The following is a 15,991-nucleotide window of genomic DNA, read 5'->3' as shown; positions in this document are numbered from 1 at the left end:
ATCCTTTATACAACAAAAAAACGCAGTTTCCGCCGGTAAATACCGGCAGTGACTGCGTTCATTAATCCCTTTCATATATTTTATAAAATTTCACTTCCCCTTTTTCTAGTTAACCCTGCTGTTTCACAGTCAATATGCTGATTTTTTCTCCATCTGACAATGGTTTACTGCTTTGCAACACAACCAGGTCACCAGTTGAAAGTCCTTTTGTCACTTCAATATAAGCATTCTTTTTCTTTCCCAGTGTGACGGGTGCTTTCACAACGCTGCTCTCAGATACCCGATAAACATATACCCCTGAATCATCGGACTGAACGGACTTCGCCGGAATATAGACTGAATTTCCCCCCTTATTGCCGACAAGTCTGATATCCGCCATGAGTCCGATTGCGTTGTTTGTACTTTCCTCTCCCAAAGAGACTGTCACAAGAAACATTCCGGTACTGGAATCACTGACTGCAGAAATATCGCTGACACTGCCCTTTAAATTTTCCCCAAGCGTCTGAAGATTTACTTCTACTTCTGTTCCGATATTAATCTGGTCTATATCCATGTCAGCCACCTTGATCTCCACTTTTTTACCGCTGTCATCGATAACAGTGGCCGCTTTAATCTGGGGAGAAACCGTCTGACCTGCTTCCACACTTATTTTAGTCACCAGACCTTTTATAGGTGATGCTACCATACAGTCATCGTATTTTTTCTGGGCAATATTAAGAGCTGCCATAGCACTTTCAAGCTGAGCCTTTGTCACCTCACAGCTTGTGGTCTGACTGTTCTGGGCTGCCTGAAGCTGAACCTGGGCCACATCCATCTGGGCCTTAGCTGCCTCGTAATCTGCCTGGGATATATCACCGCTTGCATAAAGTACTTTAATCCGGTTAAAATTGTCACTTGCCGTGTTGAAGCTGATCTGGGCAGGCTTTACCACTGTGTTTAACTGATTTGCCTTTAGTGCGCTGTCATAAGAAGCCTGGGCTGCCTGGCGGCCTGCTTTCGCCTGCTCTAGCTGCAGACTGGCATCCTGATTGTCGATCTGAAATAAGGGAGCACCTGCTTCTACATGATCGCCTTCTTTGGCTAAAATCTGGGTCACCTTACCGCTTGCAACGGGAATAATATCAACGCTGCTTAATGCCTCTACCGTTCCCTGCCATACCATGGCAGATAAATCTTTTCCTTCTTTCGCTGCAGCAACCGTTACTTCTGTTTGTTTTCCAGCTCCCGCACAGCCTGTAAGAGCCGACGAAAGTATTGCTGTTACCATTAAAACTGCTGCTATCTTCTTCATCTGTTTTCTCCTTCTCAGACTATTATTTTAAATGAACTTTCACAGAAGCATTCATTCCAAAAACAAGAGGAAGATTCTGCTGATTTTCAATTGCTACCTTAATCGGTATCAGCTGTGTTACCTTAGTATAGTCGCCACTGGTGGTAAAACTGGTTCCTCCTGAAAAATAGGTCTGGGTCGCTGGATCAATCTCAATTACCTGTCCCTTAAACAGTTTTCCTGGATAGGCATCCAGTTTAATATCCACTTTCTGTCCCAGCTTTATTTTCATAATATCTGTCTCTTCCACGTTTACCCCGATATAAAGATCGGATGTATCCGCCACAACTGCCAGTTCTGAACCCATGGCAACTGCCTGATTGGCAGCTCCCTCATTTTTTACTACGGTTCCGGTTATTGGAGATGTAATATAAGGAAGGGTTTCCTGACGTCCAAGCACCTGGTCCTGTTCCACCAGATCTCCATTTTCTACCTCCCAGGATAAAAGCTTTCCATTTGCTACGGCTTTTACCGAATACAGCTTTGCTGTTACTCTGGCATTGTCCGTTTTAAAATAGTTTGTGCTCACATAATAGAAATACCCTGCGGCGGCAGCTCCCAAAAAAATAACTGCCAGTAAAAGGGGAAGGAGTACTTTTTTCAGTTTTCCCGTTCCCTTGCTGATCTCCTGATCTTCAATATTGATGTGTTCGTTTTCCTGCATATCATTATCCTCCGCTATGATTGTTCTGCAAACTGGCTGTGATAGAGATCGGAATAGAATCCTTTCTTTTCAAGCAATGTTTCGTGATTTCCCTGTTCAATGATATCGCCATCCTTCATGACCAGAATCATATCCGCGTCCCGGATGGTGGAAAGACGATGGGCGATGACAAAGCTGGTTCTGTTTTTCATTAATTTATCCATGGCTCTCTGAATAAAGACCTCGGTCCGTGTATCAATAGAACTGGTTGCTTCATCAAGAATCAGGATTTTGGGATCTGCCAGAATGGTTCTTGCAATTGTTAACAGCTGTTTCTGTCCCTGGGATAAGTTACTGGATTCTTCATTAATCACCATATGATAACCTCCCGGCAGAGTTCGTATAAATTCATCACAATGAGCCGCTTTTGCCGCCGCTATCACTTCTTCATCTGTCTTATCAAAATTACCGTAGCGGATGTTATCCATAACCGTGGCGTTATAAAGCCAGGTATCCTGAAGCACCATGCCGAACATAGCACGTAAATCCCTTCTTGTAAATGTAAGACTGTCATGCCCATCAATCAGGATCTGTCCGGAATTAAGCTCATAAAAACGCATCAGAAGCTTTACTATGGTAGTTTTTCCAGCTCCTGTAGGACCTACAATCGCAACCGTCTGCCCTGCCTCCACATTGGATGAAAAATGATTGATAATCATGGTATCCGGCTGATAACCAAAACAGACATTTTTAAATTCCACATTTCCATAAACCTCAGATAATACAATGGGACTTTCTGTCTCCCTGACTTCATCCTCTTCGTCTAAGAATTCAAATACACGCTCTGCCGCTGCAGCTGTTGACTGCAGAGTATTGGAAACGTTGGCGATCTGGGAGATTGGCTGCATGAATGATCTCATGTACTGGATAAATGCCTGAACGTCACCGATCTCAATCGCCTTTTTCACCGTTAAATATCCTCCTAACAGACAAACACATACAAATCCGAGATTGCCCACGAAAGACATAATTGGCATCATCATCCCTGATAAAAACTGGGATTTCCACGCAGATCCATATAGTTTATCGTTGATCAGCCGGAATTTTTCAATGGCCTCTTTCTCACCGTTAAAAATCTGGACGACGTTGTGACCTGAATATATTTCTTCAATGTGACCGTTTAAGTTCCCCAGGCTTTTCTGCTGCTGGGTAAAATATTTCTGTGACTTTTTCACTACCGTGCCGATTAAGCCCATGGAAACAAGGAGGACGAAAACTGCCACCAGAGTCATTCGTATGCTGATGGAAAGCATCATAGCAATAATACCGATTAAGGTGGTCACCGATGTAATCATCTGGGTCAGACTCTGATTTAATGTCTGGCTTACCGTATCCACATCGTTGGTAATTCTAGAAAGTATCTCCCCGTGAGTTCTGGTATCATAATAATTTAACGGAAGGCGGTTCATCTTCTCCGATATGTTTTTTCTCAGTTCGTAGGTGATCTTCATACTGACCCCTGACATAATGTAACTTTGCAGATAGGAAAAGACAGCCGATACAAGATACAAAACAACTAAAAGCAGAAGCCGGTTTCTGATATAGCGAAAATCCGTAAGCAATCCAGTTCCCATGGCCCATGCCATAAGGCCTTCAAAAAGCTTGGTAGTGGCTTTTCCTAATACCTTTGGTCCTACAATGGAAAATACAGAGGAACAGCATGCAAACAAGATTACAACAATAACAGAAATTTTGTAATGTTTTAAATACCCGGCAAGATGGAGCATGGTGCCTTTAAAGTTCTTTGCTTTTTCAGTCTTCTGGCCAAGTCCGCCGCCCCGCCCTATAGGTCCGCCTGAGGATTTTTCTTCACTCATTTCAGTTCCTCCTCACTCAGCTGTGACAGCGCGATTTCCCGGTATATTTCGCAGGTTTTCATCAGTTCCTGATGAGTCCCTCTTCCGGCAATTTTGCCCTGATCCAAAACTATAATCTGATCCGCATTCATGATGGTGCTGATTCGCTGGGCTACCAGAATGGTAACGCTGTCTTTTGTTTTGTCTTTCAGCGCAGCACGAAGCTTCGCATCTGTCTTAAAATCCAGAGCGGAGAAGCTATCATCAAATACATTGACCGGTGCTTTTTTAACCAGTGCCCTTGCAATGGAAAGACGCTGCTTCTGACCGCCCGATACGTTCTGACCGCCCTGGGAAATCTCTGTTAAATAGCCCTCCGGCTTGGAATCGATGAATTCTTCCGCCTGAGCCGTTTTGGCGGCTTCCTCCACTACTTCTTTGCCGGCCTCTCTGTCACCATATTTTAAATTGCTCTCAATTGTGCCGGAAAATAAGATTCCCTTCTGGGGCACAAAGCCAATCATATCTCTCAGCTTCTTTAACGGCCATTTTCTGATATCAATGCCATCAATTAAGATTTCACCCTCTGTCACATCGTAAAAGCGGGGCAGCAAATTGACCAGTGTGCTTTTTCCGCTTCCGGTTGCGCCGATAAAAGCAGTTGTTTGTCCCGGGAGTGCCGTAAACGTAATATCATGAAGAACCGCTTCGTCGGCATCGGGGTAGCAAAAGGACACTCCCCGGTATTCCACGGTTCCTTTCGGGGACTCTGAAATGACAGCAGCTTTTAAAGGCTCCTTGATGGTTGACTCCGTTGTCAGGATCTCAACCACTCTCTTTATGGATACAATGGCTCTTGGAATCATGATAAACATCATTGCCATCATTAAAAAAGCCATAATAATCTGCATGGCATACTGCATATATGCCATCATATCTCCTACTTCCATTTTAAAGCCGGATACTGCTTTTGATCCCACCCAGACGATTAATAAGTTGGTCAGATTCATGATAAGCATCATGGCAGGCATCATACCAGAGGTAACCCTGTTGACAAATAAATTTGTTTCTGTCAGTCTTGCATTTACCTTATCAAACCGCTTTTCCTCAAATCTCTGAGTATTAAATGCACGAATGACCAGAGTTCCGTCAAGGCTTTCCCTGACTACAAGATTTAACCGGTCGATTAACTTCTGCACATACTGGAATCTGGGCATAACCACCATCATCATAGAAAAAATCATTACTAACAGCAATCCCACGGATAAGGCTATAATCCACGACATGGATTTATCCTTTTCCAGGGCATGAATGACCCCGCCGACTCCAAGAATGGGCGCATAAAACACGATTCGGACCAGCATAACAATCAGCTGCTGGATCTGGGTAATATCATTCGTGGTTCTGGTTATTAATGAGGAAGTGGAATACTTTTCCATCTCCGCACTGGAAAAACTCTCAATTCTCGTAAATACATCCTGCCGCAGATTACGGCAGATTCCCGCTGCCATTCTCGCACCGATCAGTCCCACAATTACGGTGCAGAACGCGCTTAAAAAGGCAATTCCCATCATTTGAAATCCGGCTTTGACTATGTAAATCGTGTCTCCCGTAGTGATACCCTTGTTTACGATATCAGACATATAATCAGGAAGCGATAAATCACAGGCAGCCTGCCCGAACAGCAGAAGCATGGCCGCTGCTAAAGATATCAAATGGGGTTTGAAATATCGGAAAAATACTTTCAAGTCAGTTCCCTCTTTTCTGTCTCATCAATCTGTCGATTCGTCTATTTCTTCCGTCATATCATTCACTGCATTTTCCATCTGATCAATAAATCGGTTCCACAATTTGATCAGCTGTTCCATTTCTTCCATTCCCATGCCATCCACGACTCTTCCCAACATCAGGTTCACCTTTTCCAGACACAGCTTCCTTACTAAATATCCTTTTTCCGTAAGCATGACACAAATATTTCTTCTGTTGTCAGGATCAATCTCCCTGGATATCAGTCCCCGCTTTTCCAGAGAATTCAAAGTCCGTGATGCGGAAGATAAGACAATATCCATTTTTTTAGCCAGTGCCGATACATAGATACCTTTGTGTTCCTTATCTCCGTTTGCTGCTTCATAAATCTGCTGAATCGCAAACAGCTCAAGACGGGTCAGCCCCTGAGACAGCAGGATTTTATCGACCTTTCTCCCTTTGCCCATCATAACTGCAAGGTGGGTTTTTACCTTTTTTATGTATTTCTCTTTTTCATCCATCAAAAATTTTCTTCCCCTTTTAATTACTTAACATCGTTAACATTTATCAACGTTCATGATTTTACTCTTCTCCAGTTCCTATGTCAATAAATATTTTTTTCTTTTTTCGGTTTTTAGCGTCAGTAATAAATAAGTGTTTATGACACTTCAACTCCGCCACCTCTCTTTAGAAGTCCATTCTCTCCTTGACTGCCTCTTTCAACAAAGCAAAGGCTTATATTTACCATAAAGATAAAAATGGATTCTACGTTTATGCCAAAACTTATAGTGGAGCTCAGACAAAACTATATCGTAAATCTTCCGGAAGGAATGACTGCAAAAATTTGTTTGAAACATGACAGACTTTGATTTACTAAACATGCATTATTTCCTTATAGAGGATGGCAACCTTGATGATGACAAATTTGAAGAAGGCTTTTATATCTCTAATGACATCGTCAGATGTACTTTCCTATAACATAAGAAAAAAGGAGTACCATTCTTATAGTACCCCTTGCATCTAAAAGCATATGTAGCTTCTTAGTCTTGCAGGGAATCTTTCGTATCCTGCTGTGTCTGTGTATCTTTAATATTGCCGTAAAAATTATTTGTATCATTGTTAATTGTTGCTGGGCTGAATTAGTTACATTCTGCTGAATCAGAACTCCAGAAGCATTGACATGGTTTTAAATGACCTTGTTTTTCCTGGCTCAACTCTTACCTCCAATCACGATATGGCCGTTCGCCTCGCAAACAAAAATCAATTCATGATGTTGCAATGTCCTTGTTTCTCCGCACTTTACTTTTCTAGGTTCCTTTAATTTTTGCCCTTTACAGTAATGTATTTGACATAATATATCTGATACCATACCTTCCTCCAAAATCTCGAGAATGTTCAAATACTCGTAGTTTATTATAGAAGTAGCTAACTCTATTAAATAATGGGGTTTAAATCAAATTCACAATAATAAAAAAATATATAAGCATGTAAAATTTTCAAAGACACAATTTTTCATACTTATATATTTCCATTTATACTCTTTAAGCCACAACATCTTGTAATCACTGCCTACTTTTTCTTTTCTGAACCACATTTCGTCATCAGAATTATCGCTTCCACGTGCCTTGAGTGAGTAAAAAAGATGTCGCCCCTCTCTGGTACCTCCTTGGCGGGAATGTATATTCCTTCTAATGGACTGCCGGGTTTCATCTGCGATGGAAAGACGAATTCGGCGACTATTTTTAAATTAGGATTAATGTACGGATAGTTATTTTCTGTTATTCGCAGCAATCATCTCTTTCAAGGAAACATCAGGGTTGCGCCATCTTACTGCATTCTTTTCATGCCTCAAATGGATCGCATTTTTAGGGCAAAGGTGGACACAACCCAGGCAGCCTTCACATTGATCTGCAAATATCACTTTATCATGAACGGTAATATTTCCGGCAGGGCAGACCTTTGAACAGGTACCGCACTGATTGCAATTTTGATTGACTTCATAACGCTGCCCCTGCTTGCCGTTCACTAAGAGATTTTCACCACGTTTTATCATTGCAGTCATGAACCTCCAACCGATTCCGACCGTAGCATCAAGTGTTTTCCGGTTTTGAATATCTGCTATGATCCGTGCAAGATTTTCGTCAACGTGTTTCTCCGGCAGCTTAGCAACCTGGTCATTTATATTAAAGCCCGGCAGATAATTGTCAACCATCAGCAGACTTTCGGCATAGTCAAACTTGTAACCATGCTGCTCGGCGAGTCTCTGAACATTCATCATACACGCGCCGGGAAGATTGCCGTAGGTACCTATAGCGAACATATAGGCTCCTTGAAACTTTGCTGTTTCAAGGAACTTTTTCACCATTTTCGGCAGTCCAAAACCGTAAATCGGGAAGACCACACCGATTACATCGTCTGCAAAAGCTAAGTCTGGTTTGCCAACGACTTGCGGAATAGAAATGAGTTTCGTGTTACCGATACCGATTTTCTTTGCAACAGCTAGGCAATTCCCTGTGGATGTAAAATAGAAAATAGTCATTGTTTTCCTCCTGTCATCTGTCCTGCAATTTTCAGTGCTGCACCGAACCAAAACGGTTCTAATCTCTTCTTTACGTTGCCTAGTTCTAATGGTATGTTGATATGCTGCGGACATTTTTTCACGCAAGCACCGCAGTTTGCGCAGTTTGTAACCCGCATACCGCCCGATGAATGAAGGGCATCCGTGCTTGTGAGATACTGTGTCATCCCCGTGACAAAGCCGTTTGCATAGCTTGCATTGTATGCCGCAAAGCATCCCGGGATATTCACGTTTTTGGGGCAGGGCATACAGTAGTTGCAACCCGTACAAGGCACTTTGTAGCTCTCCTCGAACACCGCTTTAACTTTGCGAAATACTGCAAGCTCGCTGTCCGCAAGCGAGTCGACAATCGCATTTTCGGCGGTGCTGATATTATCATCAAGCTGCTCGGAAGCATTCATTCCCGACAGCACTACCGTCACCTCCGGCTGATTCCACAGCCACTTCATAGCCCAGGCGGCAGGTGTAAGGTCAGGATTTGCCTCGCCGAACAGCTTCACAGCCTTTTTCGGGACACCACTTGCAAGCCGACCGCCCAACAAAGGCTCCATAATAATCACAGGCAGGCCTTTTTCATGAGCCTTTTGCAGTCCAAGTCGGCCCGCCTGATAGGTCTCGTTCATATAGTTATACTGGATCTGGCAAAACTCCCAAGGGTACACGTCAAGCAGCTCCATAAACGCCGCTTGTGTGCCGTGAAATGAAAACCCAACGTGACGAATTTGTCCGCTTGTCTTCTTTTCAGCGAGCCATTTCTCCAAGCCGACTGCCGACACAGCGTTCCAAGCCGCCATATCGGGTAGATTATGAATCAGATAATAGTCGATATAGTCCGTTTTCAGTCGTCTGAGCTGTTCGTTGAACAAACGGTCGAAGTCTTCATAGGTTTTGCATTTGCCATGAGGCAATTTTGTCGCAAGAAAAATCTTCTCGCGCACATTATTTTTATACAAAATTTCTCCGAGCGTGTCCTCGCTCCCACCGTAAACATAGGCGGTGTCGAAATAATTTACTCCTCTTTCAATTGCATCAAGCACCAGCTTTTCGCTTTTGGCAAAGTCAATGCTGATTCCGCGAGGGAATCGCATACAGCCAAAGCCCAACACAGACAGTTTATTACCCGATTTCGGGTCAACACGGTATTGCATATTATTCTTCCTCGCATTCACAAATTTTACGGAGTTCCTCAATATGGTTCACAAGAGTTACAAGTTCACTCCAAGCCCCGCCGAGTTCTAGATAATAAAAGTTCATCGTGGCTTGTCGGCGCAGCCCGATCACTTCAGTATCAAGCAGAATTTTAAGGTGATGCGACACGGCAGGGCGGGATAAGTGCGTCCTTTCGGTTATCTCCCCCACGCGCAAACCCTCTTTGCAGTCAGCGCTGGCGAGTACAGTGATTATTATCTGCCGCGTTTCGTCGCCAATTGCACTCAGCAGCTTGCGACAAGCAGCAAATTGGTTTAGCATTGCTTTGTCATCCATAATATTACCTTGTATAATGAACACATAGGGATTTTCACTATACTTTTCCTTTCTGGATTATTTTCTGTATAATCTTATTTAGACGCTGTGGATTAGTTATATTACCTACGGCAGCTTCCCTATATAGCTGACTGTTTTCTCAGGAGGCTCTAACCACAGCTCTATGTTTATTTGTTAATTAGTTAGATAACGCTCGACGTTTTATATATAGCAAGGATACATTCAACATAGAGTTTGCGAAAACACAGCTTACATTATTTTAAAGGAGTTCTTATTATGATTTTTGTTGGTATCGATGTTGCCAAATACAAACATGACTGCTGTATTATCGATTCTGATGGTGTAATTCACACCGACTCATTACGTATTGCAAATTCTAAGGATGGTTTTGATTCTCTCTATTCTTCCATCCTTTCCATTCTTGGTTCTAAGAACCTGGAGCACGTAAAAATAGGACTTGAATCCACAGGTCATTACAGCACAAATATCACAAACTATCTGTTTTCTAAAGATTTTCAGGTTCATATCCTAAATCAGTCTCGTCAATAAGTTTAATCGTTCCTTTGTTTAGACCATTGTATCTCCATTAAGTCTGTTTATCAAGATTCGATATGATTGAGAAAGAAAATCGAGACGAAAGAAAACAAGTACCCCGACAGGTTTACGATTTAATTCTGTTCATTGTATTAGTTTGCTTTCAGATGTAGAAAGCTTAATTATAGAACAATACAGAACCAAAAAAAGACAATAACGAAAAAACCTCCTCTCGTAGAATGGTAATTACGACAGGAGGTCCTTTTTTGCTTTGGGATAAAAATATCCACATTTCACTTAGATGTCTTATATTCCTCAAGTATCTCAATACTTATGGCTATTGCTAATGTGCTTAACCCTCATTATTTCTAACGCTTTAAATACGTTTAAGTAAGCAAACAACTTCTGTATGTGTTGAGGCTGTGATTCGGATTCTTACAAGGCGTAATTTGGTTTTGACAAATACTATTGTTTCTGCCGAGCTTTTTACCTTCTCCCCCCTACCACTGTTATAAAATACATTGGTTGTTATCTGGGCAAATCAGTCATAGCTGCTTCAAGGATTGATTCTTACGACGGTGATTCCCTATCTTTCCAAGACAACCGCCATGATGGCGAAAAACTCGTTATTGAAGCTTTTCCTTTATGCTAGACACCACACTCTGCAAGACCTTATAGATTCATTTGAGTTATATCACTTTCTTTAACTCCGGAATATATCGCGTTGCTGTTATTTATAAACGCCCAATAACAATCTCCATATGACCAGTGCCACCATTCTGTTGGATAATTTGTGAATCCTGCCTTCTCCATATTATCAATTAGTATTTTGCGGTTTGCTTTTGCAGTATCACTAATATTTTCAGAATAAAGATAGGTCAAATTCTCTGGTTCAATAGGAATATCGTTAAATTCCGTCCCCATGTCTACCTCTGTTCCGTTTTCTAATAATGTTATATCAATTGCTCCACCCGTAGGATGACCTGCGACTTCAATCGGTGCAACATATTGGCAAGTTAATTTATAAATTTCATCTTCGCTCTTTAATGGATATTCTGATTTATAATTATCATAAGCTTCCCTAAACGACTTTTTTTGACGTGAAAGAGGTCTGTATGCCTCTTTTACTAAAAACTGATAACCACTTGGTAAACCGTCTGCAGCTTTCTTTAACTTATTAACTATTTCTTCCCGGGCAAAGCAAAATAAATCAGATTTACTTGATATCTGATTTCGAGATTCATCAATTAACACATTTTTGTGTATGTTTCTTAGCGTTATTATTTTCTCTTTATTATCTTTGATTGTTACTTTTGCGATTCTTTCATCGTAAGCGCTTAAGCGCTTACAATTAACCAATTCAAAAAATGAAGCTGTCGCAAGATTTGCAACAACTTCATCTCGAGTTAATTCACCTTCATTAAAAACATTTTTATTGTGGCGAAAGATAGTAGACTTATCTCTCCGAAACAATTCGGCCATTTGTTCTGAACAGTAAGGATCGATTGCTTTTGATTCTAATGACTTGATAATCATTGGGGTACCCGTATATACTGATTAAGTGCTTTCATAAGTTGATACAAGATGCTTGGTATATGGTTCCAGCATAAGCATAAGCTGCTTCGTAATCTCCTGTACATTGCAAGGCATGGAATTATTGATCCACCATTCCAATACTCCAATGAACCCGGAGGCCAAAAAATGAGACGCGACACCATTGGAGAATGCTTTATTTTCTGACTTTCCACCCATAACCTCGGTTACTGTTTGCTCAATTAATGAATATAAGCGGCTACGGAAAAATCCAAATTTCTCATTATTAAGAAGCAACTTGTAAATCGTGAAATTTTCCTCTATATATTCAAATATACTTTGCAATGCATTTATACTTAGAGTGGTATCCGTACTATTGGCACAGTAATTTAGCAGCAGCTCAACATATTTTTCAATACACTTGTCCAGTAAGTCGAATTTATCCACGTAGTGCAGATAAACAGTCCCACGGTTTATATCTGCGCGTTCTGCTATATCATTAATGGTTATTTTCTCAAATCCTTTTTCGGCCAACAAGTCGATGAAGGTATCCATAACCAACTGCCTTGTTTTTTTTATTCTTCTATCCACAGGGTTCTCCTCCCTATAATCAACAAATTAGCGTAATGTGTTGAATTATCAACAGTTGGAACAATTGTAACGATTGAAATTCTCACTACAAATCACTATACTCAGAATATCAAACAGATGTTGAAAAGTCAACACATGATTATTATGGAGGGATTTTTATGAAAATACTTTTCTTTGGGCGCGGTGTCATTGGAACACAATATGCCTGGGCGTTAGAAAATGCTGGCCACACCGTTGAGTTCTATGTTCGTGAAGGCAGGAAGGCACAATACGGTTCTTATGTAAATCTAGAACTATGGGATGCAAGACAACGAAAAAAAGACCGGATGGTAAAAGAAAAATGGCCCATTGTTATGCACGAAGAGATAAAGGAAAATCACGACTATGACCTCATCTTTATGAGCGTCAACCCCGAACAGATATCCAATGCGGTGAAGTACCTGGCACCGCGAACTGGAAATGCAACAGTCCTTTTTTTCAGCAACATCTGGCAAGACCCTCGATTGGCTGTTTCGCCGATTCCGCCCAGTCAGATTGTTTATGGCTTCCCCGGTGCAGGCGGTGGATTTGAAGGAAACACTCTGTACGGAGGGCTTTACAAGACGGTTCAGTTTGGAACATTAGAATCCAAGCCTACCATAAGGGATTTAGAGGTTCGCAAGCTTTTTGCCCAGGCAGGCTTTCAGGTGATGGTACAAAAAGATGTAAAAAGCTGGCTCTGGAATCACTTTGCATTAAACGCTGCAATGGAAACCGAAGTATTAAAAAGCGGCAGCTTTAAGGAGGTAGTTTCTTCACGCGAAGCACTGGAGGGATTAGGCCTGAACATGAAAGAAATGATTCCTGTTTTAAAAGCAAGGGGCTCAAAACTTGATATTATGACAAAAGTGTTGGGCGGTCTGCCGCCGAGAGTTGTTGGATTTCTTATGAGTCACGTTGTTTTTTCTCCAAAAAGCATATCCTATTCCCTTGTTGCGCATAACCACTTTAAAGTTGGCTATACCGTACAGGAAGTTATTACAGATGCCAGAAAGTACGGAATAAAAACACCACGGCTTAGCGAAGTAGAAAGCCTGATTACGAAACAGTAATTAGATCCTAGATCTACCAAAAGCTATGTGGTTCTTGCATTCCCATTTGGTAGGGGAATGCAAGAACTATTAATGTCTATTATGGTTCTCCTGTGCTTTTATTTGTGACTCGCAATAGCTGCTGTCTTATAAGCTGGATCTGCAACAAACATTTTCATTCCTATTATATCTGTTCACCAATTTCCCAGTATGCCTGAACCATAGCGGAATTAACTACGGTTGCAGCCTTTGTATGTGCTGAGATTAAAGTATTTACTTTTTGTCCAAGTTTCTGTAATGCTCTCTTTGTTGGTGTATTTCATCATCATCAAATCCAAGTAGCTCCAGAAGATTTTGATGTTGCAAGGGCGAATGCTTTTCAAATTGAGAATGCCATTCCTCCGCCGTTTCTCTTTTTATGCCTGCCGAATTTAATATTGTCAGCCATATGCTTTCATCAAGATTCCTTAAATTTTTATACAAAATACTATTTTCTAATAATTTTATAATTATATTCTGTTGCCTTTTTACTATTTCTATTTCTTTATTCAGTTCTCCCAGCCTCTTCAAAAGCAGTGCGGTAACCTCCAAATTTGCTGCATTTAAAAGATTTGCGATTTCAGCCAACGGAACTCCAGCTTCCCTAAAAAGCATAATTTTACTTAGTCGCTCTGTATCTGCATCACTATACAACCGGTACCCTGCCTTATTCCTTGCAGATGGTTTGAGAAGGTTTATTGAGTCATAATATAATAACGTACTCCTGGAAATTCCGAATTTGGCTGCAATTTTGCTTATAGATAATTCCATAAATACCTCATCTTTTCTTTATTTAAGAATATCCTGAAACTTTTACCAGGTTAACAGTCGGTTATCTAATCCTTAAACTGAAGCTACAGTACTCTGTCTATTAAGCCTTAATAAAACAAGACCCAGAATTATGATTAATATTCCGCAAAATATCAACAATTGTCCATATTGAAACCAATCTAACAATACTCCAAATATGAGCATTGCAAGCGGATAGGTGAAATTAGCCACTGAGCCTATTATGCCGAAGACCCCTCCTGCCATTTCATTCTCAACATTTTTCTGCAGAATCGCGCGATAGCAAGTGCTAATGCCAACAACCGCAGAACTCATTAAAAAGAATATGAAAAAGTATGGAAAAATATCATGGATACCCGAATTGCTGAGAATGCCGAATGCCATATAGATCAGACCGATAAAGCAAATGCCTCCGTACATGAATTTCCTTTCCTTATTATTTATGCTTATCAAACTTAGTAAAAAACCTGTTAAAATAACACCTATCCCATAAAAGGATTCAATGTATCCTAGGTTTTGTGCCCCGTTTCCCTTCAAGGTTATGGCAAACACTGGCATTATTACCTGGACTGAACCCACAAAAAAGTGCAAAATGGCAACTACTGACACAATTGAAATTATACTCCTTTTATAGAAAACATATATAAAACTATCAAAAATATTTTCTTTGATCTTTTTCTTAAAATGAGCTTCTCTCAATACAGGTTTAATGGCAAGCATGGATGCAAGAATGGAAGCTATAAAAAAAGATAGGGCATTAAATGAAAAGACAAAACCATATCCCCACCATGCTGCACAAATGCCCCCCAGCAAAGGCCCTGCGACAAGTGCAATGCCACCTAAAAACTGGCTTTTAGCATTAGCTTCGGTCAGCTCTTCCTTATTCACAATCTGTGGAATTACTGCCTGGACTGTAGGATCAAAGAATGCAGAGCATATGGAAAGTATTACTTCTGCAACTATGATTATATAAAGATTCAATACTCCTATATAATATGATGCGGCTACCGCAGTTACAACAAGTCCCCTGATAATATCGGTACTGACAAGAAGTGTTTTTCTGCTATAAAGGTCAATAATACCCGCCGAAAGAAAACCTGCCACGATTGCGGGAGCCATGGAGGAAAACAGCACAAGACCCATCATCGAAGGTGAGTTTGTGGTCTGAAGAACCCAGTAAGCAAGTGCAAGCGCATAGAATTTATCACCTATTTGCGATATGAGCTGTCCGCATAATAAAAGATAAAGATTTTTATTGATATTAATAATTTTCATATTGACCTCCTAATTATTATCGTAAAGAATCTTGCATTTACAACTATAAACCATGAAGTAATAGACAGGTCAATAATAAATATAAAATTAGTTTAACCATGGTACCGAACTAATCCGAATAATAAAAAAGGGCTATCTAACACCGAAGTCCTCTATACATCTAGATTTTTCCAATGTGGATGGGGAGAATCCCAAAGTTTGTGTAAACCTTCAAACTGATGTAAAATAAAATTACTCAGTTTGGAGGTTTTATTTTATGGCAAAAAGAAGAAGGGACGAGTCTCCCGAAAGACAGGCACTACGTGAAATGATGAATGGATATCTGAAAGAAAATCCAGTTAAGAATGGTACAGATGTCAATGGTCTCATGAGAGAAATGATGTCTGTCATCCTGGAAGGTAGTCTGGATGGTGAAATGGAGGAGGAACTTGGTTACTCCAAGTACGATTTCCGTAACAAAGAAACAGATAATAGCAGGAATGGTTATAATTCAAAAACATTACATACTAGTTACGGAGACAT

15 protein-coding genes and 1 pseudogene are annotated in these 15,991 nt (G+C 40.8%); 4 read left to right on the top strand and 12 right to left on the bottom strand.

Annotated features, from left to right (window positions below; translation table 11 throughout):
* Positions 1–109 precede the first annotated feature (109 nt).
* The 8 genes from T546_RS0109945 to T546_RS0109905 form a co-directional block, all read right to left on the bottom strand.
* Positions 110–1,291, bottom strand: a complete 1,182-nt coding sequence (locus tag T546_RS0109945; RefSeq protein ID WP_026891481.1) for an efflux RND transporter periplasmic adaptor subunit — start codon at positions 1,289–1,291, stop codon at positions 110–112.
* A gap of 22 nt (positions 1,292–1,313) precedes the next feature.
* On the bottom strand, positions 1,314–1,994 hold the full coding sequence (locus T546_RS0109940) for an efflux RND transporter periplasmic adaptor subunit (protein ID WP_051629720.1): 681 nt from the start codon (positions 1,992–1,994) through the stop codon (positions 1,314–1,316).
* Between the two features lie 14 nt (positions 1,995–2,008).
* Positions 2,009–3,850 (bottom strand): ABC transporter ATP-binding protein, encoded by a 1,842-nt coding sequence (locus tag T546_RS0109935; RefSeq protein WP_026891479.1) that lies wholly within the window; start codon positions 3,848–3,850, stop codon positions 2,009–2,011.
* Positions 3,847–5,577 carry an ABC transporter ATP-binding protein gene (locus T546_RS0109930; protein ID WP_034598857.1) on the bottom strand — a complete coding sequence of 577 codons (1,731 nt, stop codon included), beginning with the start codon at positions 5,575–5,577 and terminating at the stop codon, positions 3,847–3,849. Before T546_RS0109930 ends, T546_RS0109935 begins: the two co-directional genes overlap by 4 nt.
* 24 nt (positions 5,578–5,601) lie before the next feature.
* A complete protein-coding gene (locus T546_RS0109925) occupies positions 5,602–6,096 on the bottom strand; it encodes a MarR family winged helix-turn-helix transcriptional regulator (RefSeq protein ID WP_026891477.1) in 495 nt (164 codons plus the stop codon).
* A 1,247-nt stretch (positions 6,097–7,343) separates the two neighbouring features.
* Positions 7,344–8,114, bottom strand: coding sequence for an EFR1 family ferrodoxin (locus T546_RS0109915; protein WP_026891476.1), 771 nt, complete (start codon positions 8,112–8,114; stop codon positions 7,344–7,346).
* Positions 8,111–9,301: an aldo/keto reductase gene (locus tag T546_RS0109910; protein WP_026891475.1), complete on the bottom strand. Its 1,191-nt coding sequence runs from the start codon at positions 9,299–9,301 to the stop codon at positions 8,111–8,113. The genes T546_RS0109915 and T546_RS0109910 overlap by 4 nt, the downstream gene beginning before the upstream one ends.
* Position 9,302: 1 nt before the next feature.
* On the bottom strand, positions 9,303–9,638 hold the full coding sequence (locus tag T546_RS0109905; RefSeq protein ID WP_051629767.1) for an ArsR/SmtB family transcription factor: 336 nt from the start codon (positions 9,636–9,638) through the stop codon (positions 9,303–9,305).
* Positions 9,639–9,914: 276 nt separating this feature from the next.
* On the opposite strand from T546_RS0109905, the gene T546_RS0109900 reads away from it, so the two are divergent.
* Both T546_RS0109900 and T546_RS26520 read left to right on the top strand, forming a co-directional pair.
* Positions 9,915–10,187, top strand: coding sequence for an IS110 family transposase (locus T546_RS0109900; RefSeq protein WP_026891473.1), 273 nt, complete (start codon positions 9,915–9,917; stop codon positions 10,185–10,187).
* A 484-nt stretch (positions 10,188–10,671) separates the two neighbouring features.
* Positions 10,672–10,815 (top strand): annotated as a pseudogene (locus T546_RS26520) (IS91 family transposase); the annotation flags it as partial.
* Positions 10,816–10,844: 29 nt separating this feature from the next.
* Here the strand turns inward: T546_RS26520 and T546_RS0109895 are convergent.
* The gene (locus T546_RS0109895) at positions 10,845–11,708 is read right to left on the bottom strand and encodes a M15 family metallopeptidase (RefSeq protein ID WP_051629719.1); all 864 of its coding nucleotides are present in this window, start codon (positions 11,706–11,708) and stop codon (positions 10,845–10,847) included.
* Positions 11,709–11,729: 21 nt separating this feature from the next.
* Entirely contained in the window at positions 11,730–12,296 is a 567-nt protein-coding gene (locus T546_RS0109890; RefSeq protein ID WP_026891471.1) for a TetR/AcrR family transcriptional regulator, read from the bottom strand.
* Positions 12,297–12,454: 158 nt separating this feature from the next.
* Here T546_RS0109890 and T546_RS0109885 point away from each other — a divergent pair, with 158 nt between their 5' ends.
* Positions 12,455–13,387, top strand: a complete 933-nt coding sequence (locus T546_RS0109885) for a ketopantoate reductase family protein (protein WP_026891470.1) — start codon at positions 12,455–12,457, stop codon at positions 13,385–13,387.
* A gap of 252 nt (positions 13,388–13,639) precedes the next feature.
* Here the strand turns inward: T546_RS0109885 and T546_RS23235 are convergent, their stop codons facing one another.
* Together T546_RS23235 and T546_RS0109875 are read right to left on the bottom strand one after the other, a co-directional pair.
* Positions 13,640–14,176, bottom strand: coding sequence for a MerR family transcriptional regulator (locus T546_RS23235; protein ID WP_034598855.1), 537 nt, complete (start codon positions 14,174–14,176; stop codon positions 13,640–13,642).
* Between the two features lie 72 nt (positions 14,177–14,248).
* Positions 14,249–15,469: an MFS transporter gene (locus T546_RS0109875; protein WP_026891469.1), complete on the bottom strand. Its 1,221-nt coding sequence runs from the start codon at positions 15,467–15,469 to the stop codon at positions 14,249–14,251.
* A gap of 256 nt (positions 15,470–15,725) precedes the next feature.
* Between T546_RS0109875 and T546_RS0109870 the strand changes: the two genes are divergently transcribed.
* Positions 15,726–15,991, top strand: a 266-nt coding sequence (locus tag T546_RS0109870; RefSeq protein ID WP_026891657.1) for a transposase, incomplete at its 3' end; no start/stop codon positions are given.

It is taken from the genome of [Clostridium] aerotolerans DSM 5434, from assembly GCF_000687555.1.
GTDB classification, from domain to species: domain Bacteria; phylum Bacillota; class Clostridia; order Lachnospirales; family Lachnospiraceae; genus Lacrimispora; species Lacrimispora aerotolerans.
This window is presented reverse-complemented; position numbering and strand designations above follow the sequence as displayed.